The organism is Streptomyces sp. NPDC093260, from assembly GCF_040683715.1.
GTDB lineage: Bacteria > Actinomycetota > Actinomycetes > Streptomycetales > Streptomycetaceae > Streptomyces > Streptomyces sennicomposti.
Genome location: NZ_JBFBEK010000037.1, coordinates 11,934 through 26,080, shown reverse-complemented (window position 1 = coordinate 26,080; position 14,147 = coordinate 11,934). Strand labels below are relative to the sequence as shown.

11 protein-coding genes are annotated in these 14,147 nt (G+C 74.0%); 9 read left to right on the top strand and 2 right to left on the bottom strand.

Features of this window, described 5'->3' with window-relative positions; all coding sequences use genetic code 11:
• Nucleotides 1-96: 96 nt before the first annotated feature.
• On the top strand, nt 97-1,704 hold the full coding sequence (locus AB0N63_RS32340) for an MFS transporter (protein WP_365534737.1): 1,608 nt from the start codon (nt 97-99) through the stop codon (nt 1,702-1,704).
• 205 nt (nt 1,705-1,909) lie between these two features.
• Nucleotides 1,910-3,106, top strand: a complete 1,197-nt coding sequence (locus tag AB0N63_RS32335; RefSeq protein ID WP_365534735.1) for an acyl-CoA dehydrogenase family protein — start codon at nt 1,910-1,912, stop codon at nt 3,104-3,106.
• Nucleotides 3,107-3,142: 36 nt separating this feature from the next.
• Here the strand turns inward: AB0N63_RS32335 and AB0N63_RS32330 are convergent, their stop codons facing one another.
• Nucleotides 3,143-3,580 (bottom strand): cell division protein SepF, encoded by a 438-nt coding sequence (locus AB0N63_RS32330; protein ID WP_019986234.1) that lies wholly within the window; start codon nt 3,578-3,580, stop codon nt 3,143-3,145.
• Between the two features lie 301 nt (nt 3,581-3,881).
• Between AB0N63_RS32330 and AB0N63_RS32325 the strand changes: the two genes are divergently transcribed.
• Nucleotides 3,882-5,111 (top strand): DUF5685 family protein, encoded by a 1,230-nt coding sequence (locus AB0N63_RS32325; RefSeq protein WP_365534732.1) that lies wholly within the window; start codon nt 3,882-3,884, stop codon nt 5,109-5,111.
• 132 nt (nt 5,112-5,243) lie between these two features.
• On the opposite strand, the gene AB0N63_RS32320 is transcribed toward AB0N63_RS32325, so the two are convergent.
• Nucleotides 5,244-6,200, bottom strand: a complete 957-nt coding sequence (locus AB0N63_RS32320) for an ABC transporter substrate-binding protein (protein ID WP_365534730.1) — start codon at nt 6,198-6,200, stop codon at nt 5,244-5,246.
• Between the two features lie 539 nt (nt 6,201-6,739).
• On the opposite strand from AB0N63_RS32320, the gene AB0N63_RS32315 reads away from it, so the two are divergent.
• Genes AB0N63_RS32315 through AB0N63_RS32290 form a run of 6 tightly spaced genes read left to right on the top strand, consistent with a single transcriptional unit; the run spans nt 6,740 to nt 13,953 of the window.
• The gene (locus tag AB0N63_RS32315; protein WP_365534727.1) at nt 6,740-7,600 is read left to right on the top strand and encodes an amino acid ABC transporter permease; all 861 of its coding nucleotides are present in this window, start codon (nt 6,740-6,742) and stop codon (nt 7,598-7,600) included.
• Nucleotides 7,597-9,354, top strand: a complete 1,758-nt coding sequence (locus AB0N63_RS32310) for an FAD/NAD(P)-binding protein (protein ID WP_365534725.1) — start codon at nt 7,597-7,599, stop codon at nt 9,352-9,354. The genes AB0N63_RS32315 and AB0N63_RS32310 overlap by 4 nt, the downstream gene beginning before the upstream one ends.
• Before the next feature lie 36 nt (nt 9,355-9,390).
• Nucleotides 9,391-10,152, top strand: a complete 762-nt coding sequence (locus AB0N63_RS32305; protein WP_365534724.1) for an amino acid ABC transporter ATP-binding protein — start codon at nt 9,391-9,393, stop codon at nt 10,150-10,152.
• Between the two features lie 32 nt (nt 10,153-10,184).
• Nucleotides 10,185-11,570, top strand: coding sequence for an LLM class flavin-dependent oxidoreductase (locus AB0N63_RS32300; protein WP_365534722.1), 1,386 nt, complete (start codon nt 10,185-10,187; stop codon nt 11,568-11,570).
• The gene (locus AB0N63_RS32295; protein ID WP_365534720.1) at nt 11,567-13,177 is read left to right on the top strand and encodes an LLM class flavin-dependent oxidoreductase; all 1,611 of its coding nucleotides are present in this window, start codon (nt 11,567-11,569) and stop codon (nt 13,175-13,177) included. Before AB0N63_RS32300 ends, AB0N63_RS32295 begins: the two co-directional genes overlap by 4 nt.
• Entirely contained in the window at nt 13,174-13,953 is a 780-nt protein-coding gene (locus AB0N63_RS32290) for a DUF1684 domain-containing protein (protein ID WP_365534717.1), read from the top strand. Before AB0N63_RS32295 ends, AB0N63_RS32290 begins: the two co-directional genes overlap by 4 nt.
• Nucleotides 13,954-14,147 lie beyond the last annotated feature (194 nt).

Here is a 14,147-nt window from a genome sequence, read left to right as displayed (position 1 = left end):
CGCGGGCCGGAGGCGCCGCTCCCCTCCGGCCGAGCCGTGGGGAGTCCCCGCCCCGCAGGCCCGCCGGACGCGAGGGCTCATCTGGGAGGTACGCACATGTCCGGGACGACCACGGTCCCCGCCCGGCTGCGCAGTCGGGCGGCCGGAGCCGGTGCGAACCGCTGGGCCGTCCTGGTCGTGCTCTGCGTCAGCCTGCTGCTGGTCGCGGTGGACGCGACCGTGCTGCACGTGGCGGTGCCCGCCGTCACCGAGGACCTCAGGCCCGGCGCCATCGAACTGCTCTGGATCGTCGACACCTATCCGCTGGTCTGCGCCGCGCTGCTGATCCTGTTCGGCACGCTCGGCGACCGGGTGGGCCGCAGACGGATCCTGCTGCTCGGCTACGGCATCTTCGGCGTCGCCTCCGCCGTGGCGGCCTTCGCGCCGAACCCGCTGACGCTGATCCTGGCCCGGGCGCTGCTCGGCGTCGGCGGCGCCATGATCATGCCGGCCACGCTGTCGATCCTGCGGCAGGTCTTCCCCGACCGGCGCGAACGGGCGGTCGCCATCGGCGTCTGGAGCGCGGTCGCCGCGGTGGGCGCGGCCGTCGGGCCGCTGCTCGGCGGCTTCCTCCTCGAACACTTCTGGTGGGGCTCGGTCTTCCTCGTCAACATCCCGCTGATGCTGGTCAGCCTGCCGGTGGGCCGGCTGCTGCTGCCCGAGTCGACCGGCGAGCGCGACGGCCCCTGGGACGTGACCGGCGCCCTGATGGCAGCGGTCGGCCTGTTCGGCGCGGTCCTCGGGGTGAAGCGGCTCGGCGGCGGGGAGGACGTGCTCGGCGTGCTCACCCTGGGGCCGCTGCTGGCCGGAGCGGCGCTGCTGGTGGCCTTCGTACGGCGGCAGCGGCGCCGGACGCATCCGCTGGTGGACCTCGGGATGTTCGCGCGGCCCGCGTTCAGCACGGCGGTGGGCTGCATCGTCCTGGCGATGCTGGCGCTGGTCGGCCTGGAGCTGATCGCGGCGCAGTACCTCCAGCTGGTGCTGGGGCTGTCGCCGCTGGGCACCGGCCTCAGGCTGCTGCCGCTGACCTTCGCCGCGATGGCGGCCGGGCTGCTCGGCGCGCGGCTGCTCAGGCGGTTCGGGCCGCGCCGGACGGTGTGCGCGGGCTTCTGCCTGACCGCCGCCGCGGTGCTGACGCTGACCGCGATGGGCGGCCGGGACGACGCCGGGCTGCTGCTGACCGGGTTCGTGCTGCTCGGCTTCGGTCTGGAGACGACGCTGTTCGGGGCGTACGAGTCGATGCTGAGCGAGGCGCCGGCGGACCGGGCGGGCGGTGCCGCGGCGATCGGCGAGACCTCCTACCAACTGGGCGCGGGCATGGGCATCGCCCTCCTCGGCACGGTGATGAACGCGGCCTACGTGCCCGGGCTCGCGCGGGTGCCGGGCGTCCCGGCGGCGGACTCGGCGGCGGCGTCGCACTCGCTGGGGGAGGCCTACGAGGTGGCCGGACGGCTCGGCGGGGCGCCGGGGCAGGCGCTGCGGCGCGCGGCCCGCGACTCCTTCGTGCACGGACTGCATGTGACGCTGCTGGTCAGCGCCGTCCTGCTGCTGCTCGGGGCGGTCGCCGCGTGCCGGCTGCCGCGGGCGATGCAGTGCGAGGCCGAGGAGGAGCCGGTGGAACTGCCCGCGCAGCGGGAGGCCGAGCGGCACCGCGTCTCGGCGTGAGCGAGGGGCTGCCGACGGGAGGCCGCCGGACGCGGGGACACCGCGCCCCGCCGGGCACGCCGCTGCGTCGGGACACCGAGCCGCCGGTGCGCCGGGCGCGGAAGCCGTCCGGTGCCGGGGGCGCTGGACGCCGGGGGCCTCGCGTCGTAACGTCAGCGCCAGAGTCGCTTAACTAGCGGTGCTAGTTTCCTAGTCGGAGGTGCCCATGCCGGCGTCGTCGAAATCGTCGCTGCCCCCGTTCGACCCCACCGACCCGCTCGGGATCGACGACCTGCTGGAGCCGGAGGACCTCGCCGTCCGCGACACGGTGCGCGGCTGGGCCGCCGACCGCGTGCTGCCGCACATCGCCGAGTGGTACGAGAGGGGCGAGCTGCCCGGCATCCGCGAGCTGGCCCGCGAGCTGGGTTCGATCGGCGCCCTCGGGATGTCCCTGACCGGCTACGGCTGCGCCGGCGCCGGCGCCGTCCAGTACGGGCTGGCCTGTCTGGAGCTGGAGGCCGCCGACTCCGGCATCCGGTCACTGGTCTCCGTGCAGGGCTCCCTCGCCATGTACGCCATCCACCGTTTCGGCTCCGAAGAGCAGAAGCAGCGCTGGCTGCCCTCGATGGCGGCCGGCGAGGTGATCGGCTGCTTCGGACTGACCGAGCCCGACCACGGCTCCGATCCCGCCTCCATGCGCACCCACGCCAGGCGGGACGGGAGCGACTGGGTCCTGAACGGCCGCAAGATGTGGATCACCAACGGCTCCGTGGCCGGCGTCGCCGTCGTCTGGGCGCAGACCGGGGACGGCATCCGCGGCTTCGCCGTCCCCACCGACACCCCCGGCTTCTCGGCCCCCGAGATCAAGCACAAGTGGTCGCTGCGCGCCTCCGTCACCAGCGAGCTCGTCCTCGACGACGTACGGCTGCCCGCCGACGCCGTCCTGCCCGAGGTCACCGGGCTGCGGGGCCCGCTCAGCTGCCTCTCGCACGCCCGCTACGGCATCGTCTGGGGCGCCATGGGCGCGGCGCGCTCCAGCTTCGAGGCCGCCGTGGAGTACGCGAAGTCGCGTGAGCAGTTCGGCAGGCCCATCGGCGGCTTCCAGCTCACCCAGGCCAAACTCGCCGACATGGCGGTCGAACTGCACAAGGGGATCCTGCTCGCCCACCATCTGGGGCGGCGCATGGACGCCGGCCGCCTGCGTCCCGAGCAGGTCAGCTTCGGCAAGCTCAACAACGTGCGGGAGGCGATCGAGATCTGCCGCACGGCGCGCACGATCCTCGGCGCCAACGGGATCTCCCTGGAGTACCCCGTGATGCGGCACGCGACCAACCTGGAGTCGGTGCTCACCTACGAGGGCACCGTCGAGATGCACCAGCTCGTGCTGGGCAAGGCGCTCACCGGTCTCGACGCCTTCCGGTGAGCCCCGGACGGGGCAGGGCCGGCGTGCGGCCCTGCCTCAGCTCTGGTTGAAGAAGCCGTCCGACCGGTATGCGGCGGGGTCGCCGCTGACGATCTCGGTGTCGGCGGGGGAGAGCAGGAAGACCCGGGTGGAGACGCGGTCGATGGAGCCGCGCAGCCCGAAGACCAGACCGGCCGCGAAGTCGACCACGCGCTTGGCGTCGCCGGGCTCCATGGCCGTCAGGTTCACGATCACCGGCACCCCGTCGCGGAACAGCTCGCCGATGGCTCGGGCGTCGCGGAAGCTGTCCGGCGTCACCGTGCCGATCCGGCGGCCCTTCTCCTCGGCCGTGTCCGTGGCGACCTTCACCCGCGGGTCGGTGACCCAGGCGTCCCCGGACTCGGCTCCCTCGGAGTAGTCGTCGTCGTAGTAGCGCTCGTCTTCGTTGTCGTCGACGAGGCCGAGCCACGCACTCGCCTTGCGTACCGATCCCATGGACGCCTCCTCTCACAGCGGTCTTTCGTGCTTTCCGCATCCCTATGGTCATCCATGATGCGGACGGTGCGCCAAGTGGATAGACGCCGCGCGGGGGGTTTGTGACGGTACTGGTGCACAGCCCGATCCGTCGAGGGCCTTGTGCCCCAAGGGTCGTTTCCTACACGGCTGCTGACTGTGAGTGAAATATGATTGTCCCTGCGGCACGAATGGCACTCGGGTGACCAGGGGTACGTACGGGTGAACGAGCCGGCCGGTACGATGCGGCAGCTCAGCGTCGTACGCACCACGGGGGGACGTCGTGTTCGGAATCGTCAGGCCATGCAGCCACCGGCTCGGTGAGCATCTCAAGGCTCAGTGGATGGCGCATCTGTGCGGACTCTGTCTGGCGCTGCGCGGCGATCACGGACAGTTCGCGAGAGTCGTGACGAACTATGACGGTCTGCTCATATCGGTCCTGACGGAGGCTCAGGCGGCCGGTGACGGCGGAAGGGGCGGAAAGAGCGGTGGCCGGCGCACGGCCGGACCGTGCCCGCTGCGCGGGATGCGCACCGCCTCCGTCGCCCGCGGCGAGGGCGCCCGGCTCGCGGCGGCCGTCTCGCTGGTGCTCGCCTCCGCCAAGGTGCGCGACCATGTCGCCGACGGCGACGGGCTGCTGGCCCGGCGGCCGGTCGCGCTCGCCGCTCGCCGGGTCGCCGACAGCTGGGGACGCGCGGGCGCCCGCACCGGCGCCGACGTGGGCTTCGACACCGCCGTCCTGGTCGACGCCGTGGACCGGCAGGTGGGCATCGAGGCGCTGGCCGGGCCCGGCACCCCGGTCCTCGCCGTCACCGAGCCGACCGAGACCGCCACCGCCGCGGCCTTCGCGCACACCGCGCACCTGGCCGGCCGGCCCGCCAACGCCGCACCGCTCGCCGAGGCCGGCCGCCTCTTCGGCCGGCTCGCGCACCTGCTGGACGCGGTGGAGGACCAGGCCGCCGACGCCGCCACGGGCGCCTGGAACCCGCTCACCGCGACCGGCACCCCGCTCACCGAGGCGCGCCGGCTCGCCGACGACGCCGTGCACGGCATCCGGCTCGCCCTGCGCGAGGCCGAGTTCACCGACGGACGCCTGGCCCATCTGCTGCTCGTCCACGAACTGCCGCGCTCCGTGGACCGCGCCTTCGGCACCGCCTCCTGCGGCCACGCGTCCACGCGGACCCCCGAGCCCCGGGGCGCCTTCGGCCCGCCGCAGGGGCCGTACGCCCCGCAGCACCCGCACGGCCCCTACGATGCGTCCCGGGGCGGCAGCCCCTTCGGCGGCGAGCCGCCGAAGCCCGGCAAGCGCGGCTTCTGGGCCGGCTGCGCGGCGGCCGTCGGACTGTGCTGCACCTGCAAGGTGTGCTGCGCCGACGAGTTCGAGGGGCCGTGGTCGCGCAAGAAGCGCGAGGGGCTGTGCAGCGGGTGCGACTGCGGGGACTGCGACTGCTCGTGCTGCGAGGCGTGCCAGTGCTGCGAATGCTGTGAGTGCTGCTCCTGCTGCGACTGCTGACAGCGCCGACGGAGTCCGACTCCGGGCGGCCGCGACGGGGGCGGGGCCGGCTTCGGTCTTCGCGACGGGCCGTGACGGCGGAGTCCGGGCCGCGGGCGCCCTGCGCCGGGCCCGGACTCCGCCCGCGAACCGTCAGCTCCTCAGCTCCGGCGGGGAGATCTGGGACTCCTTGATCGCCGAACCGGCGGTGCCCCACTTGTCGAGGATCTTGCGGTAAGTCCCGTCGGAGATCAGCTTGTTCACCGCGGCCTGGAAGGCCGGCGCCAGCTTCGTGCCCTTCTTGAAGGCGAAGCCGACGTCGAGGCGGTGGAACTCGTTGAGGAACTTCAGCCCCGGCTGCTGGGCCACCGAGTAGCGCAGCCCGTTGATCGTGGACATCACCACATCGCTGCGCCCCTGCTGCAACGACGACCACAGCGCGCCCGTCTCGCTGTACGTCTGCACCTTGTACGGCTTCTCGCCCGCGTCCGCGCAGACGTGCTCGTTCTGCTCCAGCGTGGCCTCGAACGTGGTGCCCGCGCCGGTCGCGATGTCCAGACCGCACAGCTGCTTCAGCTCGGTGACCCGGCCGAGCTTGCTGTCCTTGCGGGCGGCGAAACCCTGGCCGTCGTTGATGTAGGTGACGAAGTCGATCGTCTTGCGCCGTGCCTCGGTCACCCCGAAGTTGCCCGCGCCGAGGTCGTACTTGCCGCTGCCGAGGGCCGGCAGGATCGCCTCGAAGCTGGCCTCCTGCTTGTCCAGCCGGATGCCGAGCACCTTGGCGATGGCGTTCGCGAAGTCGACGTCCTGGCCGACCAGGGTCTTGCCGTCGTCGAGGTACGAGGTGCCCGGCGGGGTGCCGCCCACGCTGTAGGCGATCGTCAGATGAGTCACCCCGGCCGGCAGCAGCTCGGCCGCCGCCGGGTCCTTCTGGATGCCGGAGACGACGTCCGTCGTCGGAATGCGCGCGGCCTCGGCCGCGTCGCCCGAGCCGCCGCCCGCCGAGGCGTCGCCGGACCCCGCGCCGCACGAGGTGAGCAGCAGCGCCACCGAGCTGATCAGGGCGAACGGGAGGAAATGCCGCCGGCGGGCCGGCTGGGACGTACGCATGGGTGCAGTCTCCTGGGAGGAAAAAGGAACGTCGGCGAACGCGAGGGGAGGGGTGCGCGTGTGAAGGCGGGACAAACGCGGGAAACGGTGCGGAACGCTGAGGACGAACCCTGGGGACGAACCCTGGGGACGAACCCTGGGGACAGGGACGGAACGGGGAAAGCCGGCGGACGCCTCAAGCAGGCGGAACGCCGGGCGGAAACGGGAGAACGCTAAAAGCGCCCGTGCTCACCAGGGCGCGCAGTGGGTCGGCTCAACAGGAACAGGACCACACACGACCGAAGTCGATGTGGGAGCGCGTGACCAGCCACTGCTGCGGATGCATGGGCCAAGTGGAACAGGCATCCGGATCCACGTCAACCGACCTGAGACGTACGGTTCACATGATGGACAGCCTTGACAGCGAGGGGAAACGGGGCCGTACCCTCCATGCCGACGGCCCTGCTGAGGGGCTCGGCCGTCACCGCGCGCCCTGCCGGGAGCGCGGCCCTGTGTGAAGGCACCACCGTGTTCCATTCGACGCATCACGGAGCCTTCGCATGTCCTCCTCCGACATCACCCTCGTCAAGGCCACCGCCCCGGACACACCCGAACCGTCCGATGTGCCGCGGATCGTGCCGCAACGCCGCTACGGCCAGTGGACAGCGGCCGCCGTCGTCCTCGTCCTGCTCGGCCTCGCGCTGACCTCCGTCGTCCGCAACCGGGCCTTCCAATGGGACGTCGTCGCCGACTACTTCACCTCGGACTCCGTCCTGCGCGGACTGTGGCTCACCCTCTGGCTGACCGCCGTGGTGATGGCGCTCGGCTTCGCCCTGGGCACCCTGCTCGCCGTCTTCAGGCTCTCCGCCAACCCAGTGCTGCGCGCGGTCAGCTGGGGCTACGTCTGGCTGTTCCGGTCCATCCCGATCCTGGTCCAGCTGCTGCTGTGGTTCAACATCGGAGCGCTGTATCCGCGCATCCTCGGCGTGAAGACCGTCGACCTGTTCGGGCCGGTCACCGTCGCCGTCATCGGGCTCACCCTGCACGAGGCCGCCTACGCCGCCGAGGTGGTGCGCGGCGGCATCCTCTCCGTCGGCCGCGGCCAGATCGAGGCCGCGCAGGCGCTCGGTCTGAGCCGGTGGCGGCGCTGGCGGCGGATCGTGCTGCCGCAGGCGATGCGCTCCATCGTGCCGCCCGCCGGCAACATGCTGATCGGCACCCTCAAGGGCACCTCCATCGTCAGCGTCATCGCCGTGCAGGACCTGCTCTACTCCGCACAGCTCATCTACCACCAGACCTACCAGGTCATCCCGCTGCTGATGGTCGCCACCCTCTGGTACACCGTCGTCACCTCGGTGCTCAGCGTCGGCCAGCACTACGTCGAGCGGCACTACGCGCGCGGGTCGGAGGGCAACCGGTGAGACCCGCACTCGTCATCGTGGGGGCCGGGCCGCGGGGGACCGGTCTCATCGAGCGCATCGCCGCCAACGCCGCCGAGCTGTACACCGGTTCGCAGCTCGACATCCATCTGGTCGACCCGCATCCGCCGGGCGGCGGCCGGATCTGGCGCGACGCCCAGTCGCCGCTGCTGTGGATGAACTCGCACGCCGAGGACGTCACCATGTTCACCGACGACACCGTCGACATGGCCGGACCGGTGCGCGAGGGACCCACCCTGCACGAGTGGGCCGGCGTCACCGGGCGCACCTTCGCCGACCGCCGCCTCCAGGGGGCCTATCTGCGCTGGGTGTACGACGAGGCCGTGGCCGCGCTGCCGCCCGGCATCACCGTGCACCACCACCCGGTGCGCGCCCTCAGCGTCGGCGGCCCGCGCGACGGACGCCAGCAGGTGTGGCTGGAGGGCCGCCCGCGCCCGCTCCTCGCCGACCTCGTCGTCCTCGCCCTCGGCCACCTCGACGCCGAACACGACCGGCAACAGCAGCAGTTGGCCGCCTACGCCCGCACCCACGGCCTGGTCCATCTGCCGCCCGACTTCACCGCCGACAGCGACCTGTCCGCCCTGAAGGCCGGCGAACCCGTCCTCGTGCGCGGCTTCGGACTCGCCTTCGTGGACCTGATGGTGCTGCTCACCGAGGGCCGCGGCGGCCGCTACGAGCAGGACGCCTACCTCCCCTCCGGACAGGAGCCGGTGCTGTACGTCGGCTCGCGGCGCGGGGTCCCGTACCACTCCAAGATCGGCTACGACCTCACCGGCGAGCGCCCGCCGCTGCCCCGCTTCCTCGGCCCCGCCGAGACCGAGGCGCTGCTGGCCCGCCCCGGCGGCTTCGACTTCCGCGCCGACGTCTGGCCGCTGGTCGAGAAGGAACTCGGCTACGCCCACTACCACCGGCTGTTCACCGCACACCCCGAGCGGACGGCCCTCAAGTGGGCCGACTTCGAGGAGGGATACGCCGCCGCCGGCCCCGGCGAACGGGCCGCCCTCGTCGCCGAAGCCGTGCCCGACCCCGCCGACCGGCTCGACCTCACCGCACTGGACCGCCCGCTGGCCGGCGAACACCACGCCACGCCCGAGCAGTTCCAGCAGGCGCTGCGCGACCGGATCGAAGGCGACCTGCGCCGCCGGCACGACCCCGGGCACAGCCCCGACCTCGCCGTCTTCCTCGGACTGCTCTCCGTCTACGGCCAGTTGGTGCGGCTCGGCGAGATCGGCTCCTGGTGGCACGGCTTCTTCAGCTTCCTCGCCTCCGGACCGCCCGGCCCCCGGCTGCGTCAGATGCTCGCCCTGTCCCGGGCCGGCGTCCTGAGGTTCGTCGGCGCGGACATGAGCGTCACCGCGGCGGACGGGGTGTTCCGCGCGGCCAGCCCCACCGTGCCCGGCCACACCGTCGAGGCGCGGTCCCTGGTCGAGGCCCGGCTGCCCGAACCCACCGTCCGGCGCGCTCGCGACGCACTGCTGCGCGACCTGCACGCCGACGGGGCCGCCGAGACCCCCGACGGACTGCTGCGCGTGGACCGCGCCGACGGCCGGATCCTGGACGGCGCCGGCCGGCCGCACCCCCGGCGCTTCGCGCTCGGCCCGTTCACCGACGGCCGCACCCCCGGCGCGTTCACCCGGCCACGCACCGGCGGACCCGCGTTCCGGCAGAACGATGCCACCGCCCGGGCCGCGCTCACCTTCCTGCGGGCGCTCGCCCCACACGCGAGCGCCGCCTGAGCCCGCCCTCTCCCACCCCTACATCAAGGACCCCCCATGAGCGTCATGGTCGACATCAAGTCGGTCCACAAGAGCTTCGGCTCCACGGAAGTCCTCAAAGACATCGACCTCCAGGTCCGCACCGGCCAGGTCACCGTGCTCCTCGGCCCCTCCGGCTCGGGCAAGTCGACGCTGCTGCGCACCGTCAACCACCTGGAGAAGGTGGACCGGGGCGCGGTCAGCGTGGACGGCACCCTGATCGGCTACCGGCGCTCCGGCGACCGGCTGCACGAACTGCCCGAACGCGAGGTGCTCAAGCAGCGCACCCAGATCGGCTTCGTCTTCCAGAACTTCAACCTCTTCCCGCACCTGACCGCACTGGAGAACGTCGTCGAGGCGCCCGTCTCCGTGCGCGGGCTGCCCCGCGCCGAGGCGGCGGCGGCCGGGCGGCGGCTGCTGGAGCGGGTGGGCCTCGCCGACAAGGCGGACGCCTACCCGGCCCAGCTCTCCGGCGGCCAGCAGCAGCGCGTCGCCATCGCCCGCGCGCTCGCCCTGGAACCGAAACTGCTGCTGTTCGACGAGCCCACCTCCGCCCTCGACCCCGAACTGGTCGGCGAGGTCCTCGACGTCATCAAGGACCTCGCCCGGCAGGGCACCACGATGATCGTCGTCACCCATGAGATCGGCTTCGCCCGCGAGGTCGCCGACACGGTGGTCTTCATGGACGCCGGCCGGATCGTGGAGCAGGGGCCGCCGGGCGCCGTGCTCGACCGGCCGCGGCACGAGCGGACCCGGGCCTTCCTCTCCAAGGTCGTCTGACGCGTGGCCCGGAACCGGAAGGACTTACCGCGATGACCGCACCGCACGGCCGGCCGCTGCTGCACCTGGCCGCCGACATCGGCGGCCGGCAGGCCTACGACGCCGGCCCGCACGTCGAGGCGGCCCGGCTCGCCGAGAGCGGCCGGCTCGACTTCGTCACCCTCGACGACAGCTTCGCCCGCCCCGGCCCCGACGCGCTCGCCGTCCTCTCCCGGGCGGCGCCCGCCACGCACCGCGTCGGCCTGGTCCCCACCGTCACCACCACGCACACCGAGCCGTTCCAGGTCCAGGCGGCCGTGGCGACCCTCGACTGGCTCAGCCGGGGCCGCGCGGGCTGGCGGATCGAGGTCTCGCCCACCGAGGGCGAGGCCCGCCTCTTCGGCCGCCGCCACGCGGCCACCGCCGAGGAACTGTGGCAGGAGGCGGCGGAGGTCGCCGAAGCAGCGGAACGGCTGTGGGACAGCTGGGAGGAGGAGAGCACGGGGAGCCGGCGCCCGGCGGAACGCCGCTCGCCCGACGACCGTCCACCGGGCGACGGTCCTTCCTGCGACGGTCCTTCCTGCGACGGTCCGCCCGGCGGGCGACTGGTCGGTGACCGTCCGGGCGACGAGCGCTCGGCCGGTGGGGGACGGGCCGGTGGCCGCCCGGCGGTCGGCGCTCGTCTGGCAGGTGACCGGCTGTCCGGTGACGACCGGTCCGGTGACGGCTTCCACGGGGGCCGCCCGGCTGGGGACGGTCCCTGCGGTGATCGTCCGGCGGACGGCCGTACGGCCGGTGACCGTTCGGGTGATGTCCACTCCGCCGGAGACCGGGGGGTCTGCGGAGAGCGGCTGCATCACGTCGACTTCACCGGCGGCACGTTCTCCGTGCGGGGGTCCTCGGCCGTGCCGCGGCCCCCGCAGGGGCATCCCGTACGGGTGGTGGACGCCACCGAGGGCCACGCCCGCGCCACCGCCGCGCGCTACGCCGACGTCGTCCTCGTGCGCGCCGCGAGCCCGGCGCAGGCCGCCGCCGTGCGCGACCGACTGCGGTCCGCGGCGGCCGGGTTCGGCCGGGACCCCGACACCCTGCGGGTGCTGGCCTCGCTCGTCGTCGACCTCGGCGAAGGCGAGTACGCCGCCGAGCGCGGCCACGGCGGGGGCGGCCCCCGGCCGAGCGACCGCGGCCCGCTGTACCGGGGCGGCCCGGTCGACCTGGCCGAACTGATCGCCGCCTGGCACCGCGCCGGCACCGTCGACGGCTTCCACCTGGTGCCCACCGCACCGCACCGCGATCTGGAACGGCTGGTCAACGGCACGGTGGCGCTGCTCCAGCACCGCGGTCTGTTCCGCACCTTCTACCCGGGCAGCACCCTGCGCGAGCACCTGGGTCTGCCCCGGCCCGCGAGCCGCTACGCCCGGACCGGGGGTGCGGCATGACCGTACGGCCGCCCCGGCGGATGCACCTGGCCGTGTACGCCCCCGGCGCCTCGGCCCCCGCGGCGGGCGCCCCGCGCCGCACCCCGCCCGGAGCCCGCACCGGGTTCGCCGCCTTCGAGGACCTCGCCCACACCGCCGAACGCGGACTGTTCGACTTCCTCCTCCTCGCCGAGGGGCGGCGCGGGGAGGACAGGTGCGCGGCGGACGGCATCCGCCGCCCGGAGCCGGTCAGCGTGCTCAGCGCGCTCGCCGGGATCACCGAACGCCTCGGACTCGCCGCCACCGTGGACACCGCCTTCGACGAGCCCTACGAACTCGCCCGCCGGCTCGCCACCCTCGACCACCTCAGCGGCGGCCGGGCCGCATGGAACGCCTCCGGGTCCGCCCTCACCTGCGAGGACGCCCGGCGTGCCGGCCACCCGGACCGCGCCGACCGGTGCGCCCGTGCCGCCGAGTTCGTCGCCACGGCGCGGGAACTGTGGGACTCCTGGACGCCGGAGGGCGGCCCGCGGCCGTTCGCGCACCGGGGGCGTTACTTCGACATCGCGGGCGAGTTCACCGTGCCGCGCCCGCCGCAGGGCCGTCCGGTCGTCCTCCAGGCGGGGGATTCCGACGAGGAGAGGGAGTCCGCCGCGGCGACCGCCGACATCGTCCTCGCCCGGCCCCGTACCCTGCGGGACGCACAGGAGTTCTACGCCGACCTCAAGGAGCGCCTGGCCCGCCACGGCCGCGACCCCGGCGAGCTGCGCATCCTCCAGGCCGCGCGCGTCGTCGTCGGCGACACCGAGGCGGAGGCGCTGGGGAGGGCGGCGGCGCTGCGGGACGCGGTACGCGCCGCCGCCGTCCCGGAACTCCGCCCCGCCGGCCGGGCGTACGCCCCGGAGGCGCCGCCGCCGGCCGCCGGTCCCGTGCTGGACCCGGGGCTCGCACGGCGACGTGGCGGCACGGGCCCGCCGGGGCCACTGCCTGGCCCGGAAACGCCCACCGGCCGGCGGAGCGCGGCCACCCCGGCCGAGCGTCCAACCACGGCCCCGGCGGAACCCGCCCCGGTCACGGCCGGGCCGGCCGCCCTCGGGACGCCCGGTCCGCTCGGCCCCGACCGACCCGCGCGGTCGGCGGCCCACGCGGGTGCGACCTCGGCCGGTACGGCGGCCGCGGCGACCGCCACCGGGACGGCTGTTGCCGGTGCGGCGGGGCAGGCCGGCACGGACGGCGGTGGCACAGCCGTCTGCGGCGGCGCCCGACGAACCGCCGAGGACGGGGGCGGGACGGTCTGCCGCGGGGAGGCGCCGGCCGCCGGTCGCGTCGGGGTCGCCCTCGTGCCCCGCAGCGACCCGCACCACCCCGGCGGTACGGCCCCCCTCGTCTTCGCCGGGACGCCGGAGGCCGTCGCCGGGGAGCTGACCGCGTTCGTCCGGGCGGAGGGCGTCGACGGGTTCGTGCTCGTGCCCTGCCCCGTGCCGGGCGCGGGGCTGGACGACTTCGTGGACCTCGTGGTGCCGCTGCTCCAGCGCGCAGGCGCGTTCCGCACCCGGTACGAGGGCGCCACCCTGCGCGCGCACCTCGGTTTGGCCACCAGGCCGTACATGGAAGGGTTGATCACATGACGGACGCATCCGACCAGTGGAAGCAGTGGCACGAGGACCGCACCGCATCGGTGTCGGCGCCCTACGGCCCGCTCGCGCTGACCGGCACGCACTGGCTCGCGGACTATCCGGACGGTCGAATTCCGGACATCCCCGGGATCTGGACGGCCGACGGCGACGAGGTCGTGCTCATCGCCGCCGTCGCGGACGGGCTGACCGTGGACGGCGGCCCGCTCGACGGCGAGGTGCGGCTGGGCGCCGACACCGGTCCGGTGGCGGACGCCAGGGTCGCGCTGGGCGAGCGCCGTCTCGTCCTGCTGGAGCGCGAAGGCCTCTGGGGCGTACGGGTCTTCGACCCGGCCGCCCCGGCGCGCCGGACGTTCCGCGGCATCGCGGCCGACGGCCACGATCCGCGCTGGTCGGCCCCGGGCCGCTTCACCCGTCACGCCGAGGACCGCACCGTGCGCGTGCCCAACGCGGACGGCCGGGAACGCGGCCTCGCCCTGGCCGGTGAACTGGCGTTCACGCTGGCCGGACGGGAGCTGACGCTCCAGGTGGCCGAGCAGCCGGACGGTTCGCTGTGGGCGGTGTTCGCCGACGCGACCAGCGGCCACGACAGCTTCCGCTTCCGGTTCCTGTACTCCGAGGCGCCGGACGCCGAGGGACGCACCACGGTCGACTTCAACCGCGCGGTACTGCCGCCGTGCGCGTTCGGCGACGGCTTCCTGTGCCCTTTCCCGCCGCCGGGCAACACCCTGGACCTCGCGATACCGGCGGGGGAGCGCACGCTGCTCTGAGCCGGGGTCCCGGCCTGCGGCGGCCCGTGGGTCCGAGGACCGGCGGGCCGCCGTACACCGCCGGTTCGACGGCCCCCCAGCTGACGTACTGTCACATCCCCCTGATCGCACACAGTCCACTCGGAACGAACACAGTCGCACGGCCGAAAGGCACCCTTGCGCCGACCGGTCGTTCGGCCGAATACTCCCCCACA

Coding starts and splice junctions, on each gene's coding strand:
- AB0N63_RS32295 (WP_365534720.1), top strand. CDS start 11,567: ATGACCGTACGGCCGCCCCGGCGGATGCACCTGGCCGTGTACGCCCCC.
- AB0N63_RS32315 (WP_365534727.1), top strand. CDS start 6,740: ATGTCCTCCTCCGACATCACCCTCGTCAAGGCCACCGCCCCGGACACA.
- AB0N63_RS32300 (WP_365534722.1), top strand. CDS start 10,185: ATGACCGCACCGCACGGCCGGCCGCTGCTGCACCTGGCCGCCGACATC.
- AB0N63_RS32330 (WP_019986234.1), bottom strand. CDS start 3,580: ATGGGATCGGTACGCAAGGCGAGTGCGTGGCTCGGCCTCGTCGACGAC.
- AB0N63_RS32320 (WP_365534730.1), bottom strand. CDS start 6,200: ATGCGTACGTCCCAGCCGGCCCGCCGGCGGCATTTCCTCCCGTTCGCC.
- AB0N63_RS32340 (WP_365534737.1), top strand. CDS start 97: ATGTCCGGGACGACCACGGTCCCCGCCCGGCTGCGCAGTCGGGCGGCC.
- AB0N63_RS32290 (WP_365534717.1), top strand. CDS start 13,174: ATGACGGACGCATCCGACCAGTGGAAGCAGTGGCACGAGGACCGCACC.
- AB0N63_RS32335 (WP_365534735.1), top strand. CDS start 1,910: ATGCCGGCGTCGTCGAAATCGTCGCTGCCCCCGTTCGACCCCACCGAC.
- AB0N63_RS32305 (WP_365534724.1), top strand. CDS start 9,391: ATGAGCGTCATGGTCGACATCAAGTCGGTCCACAAGAGCTTCGGCTCC.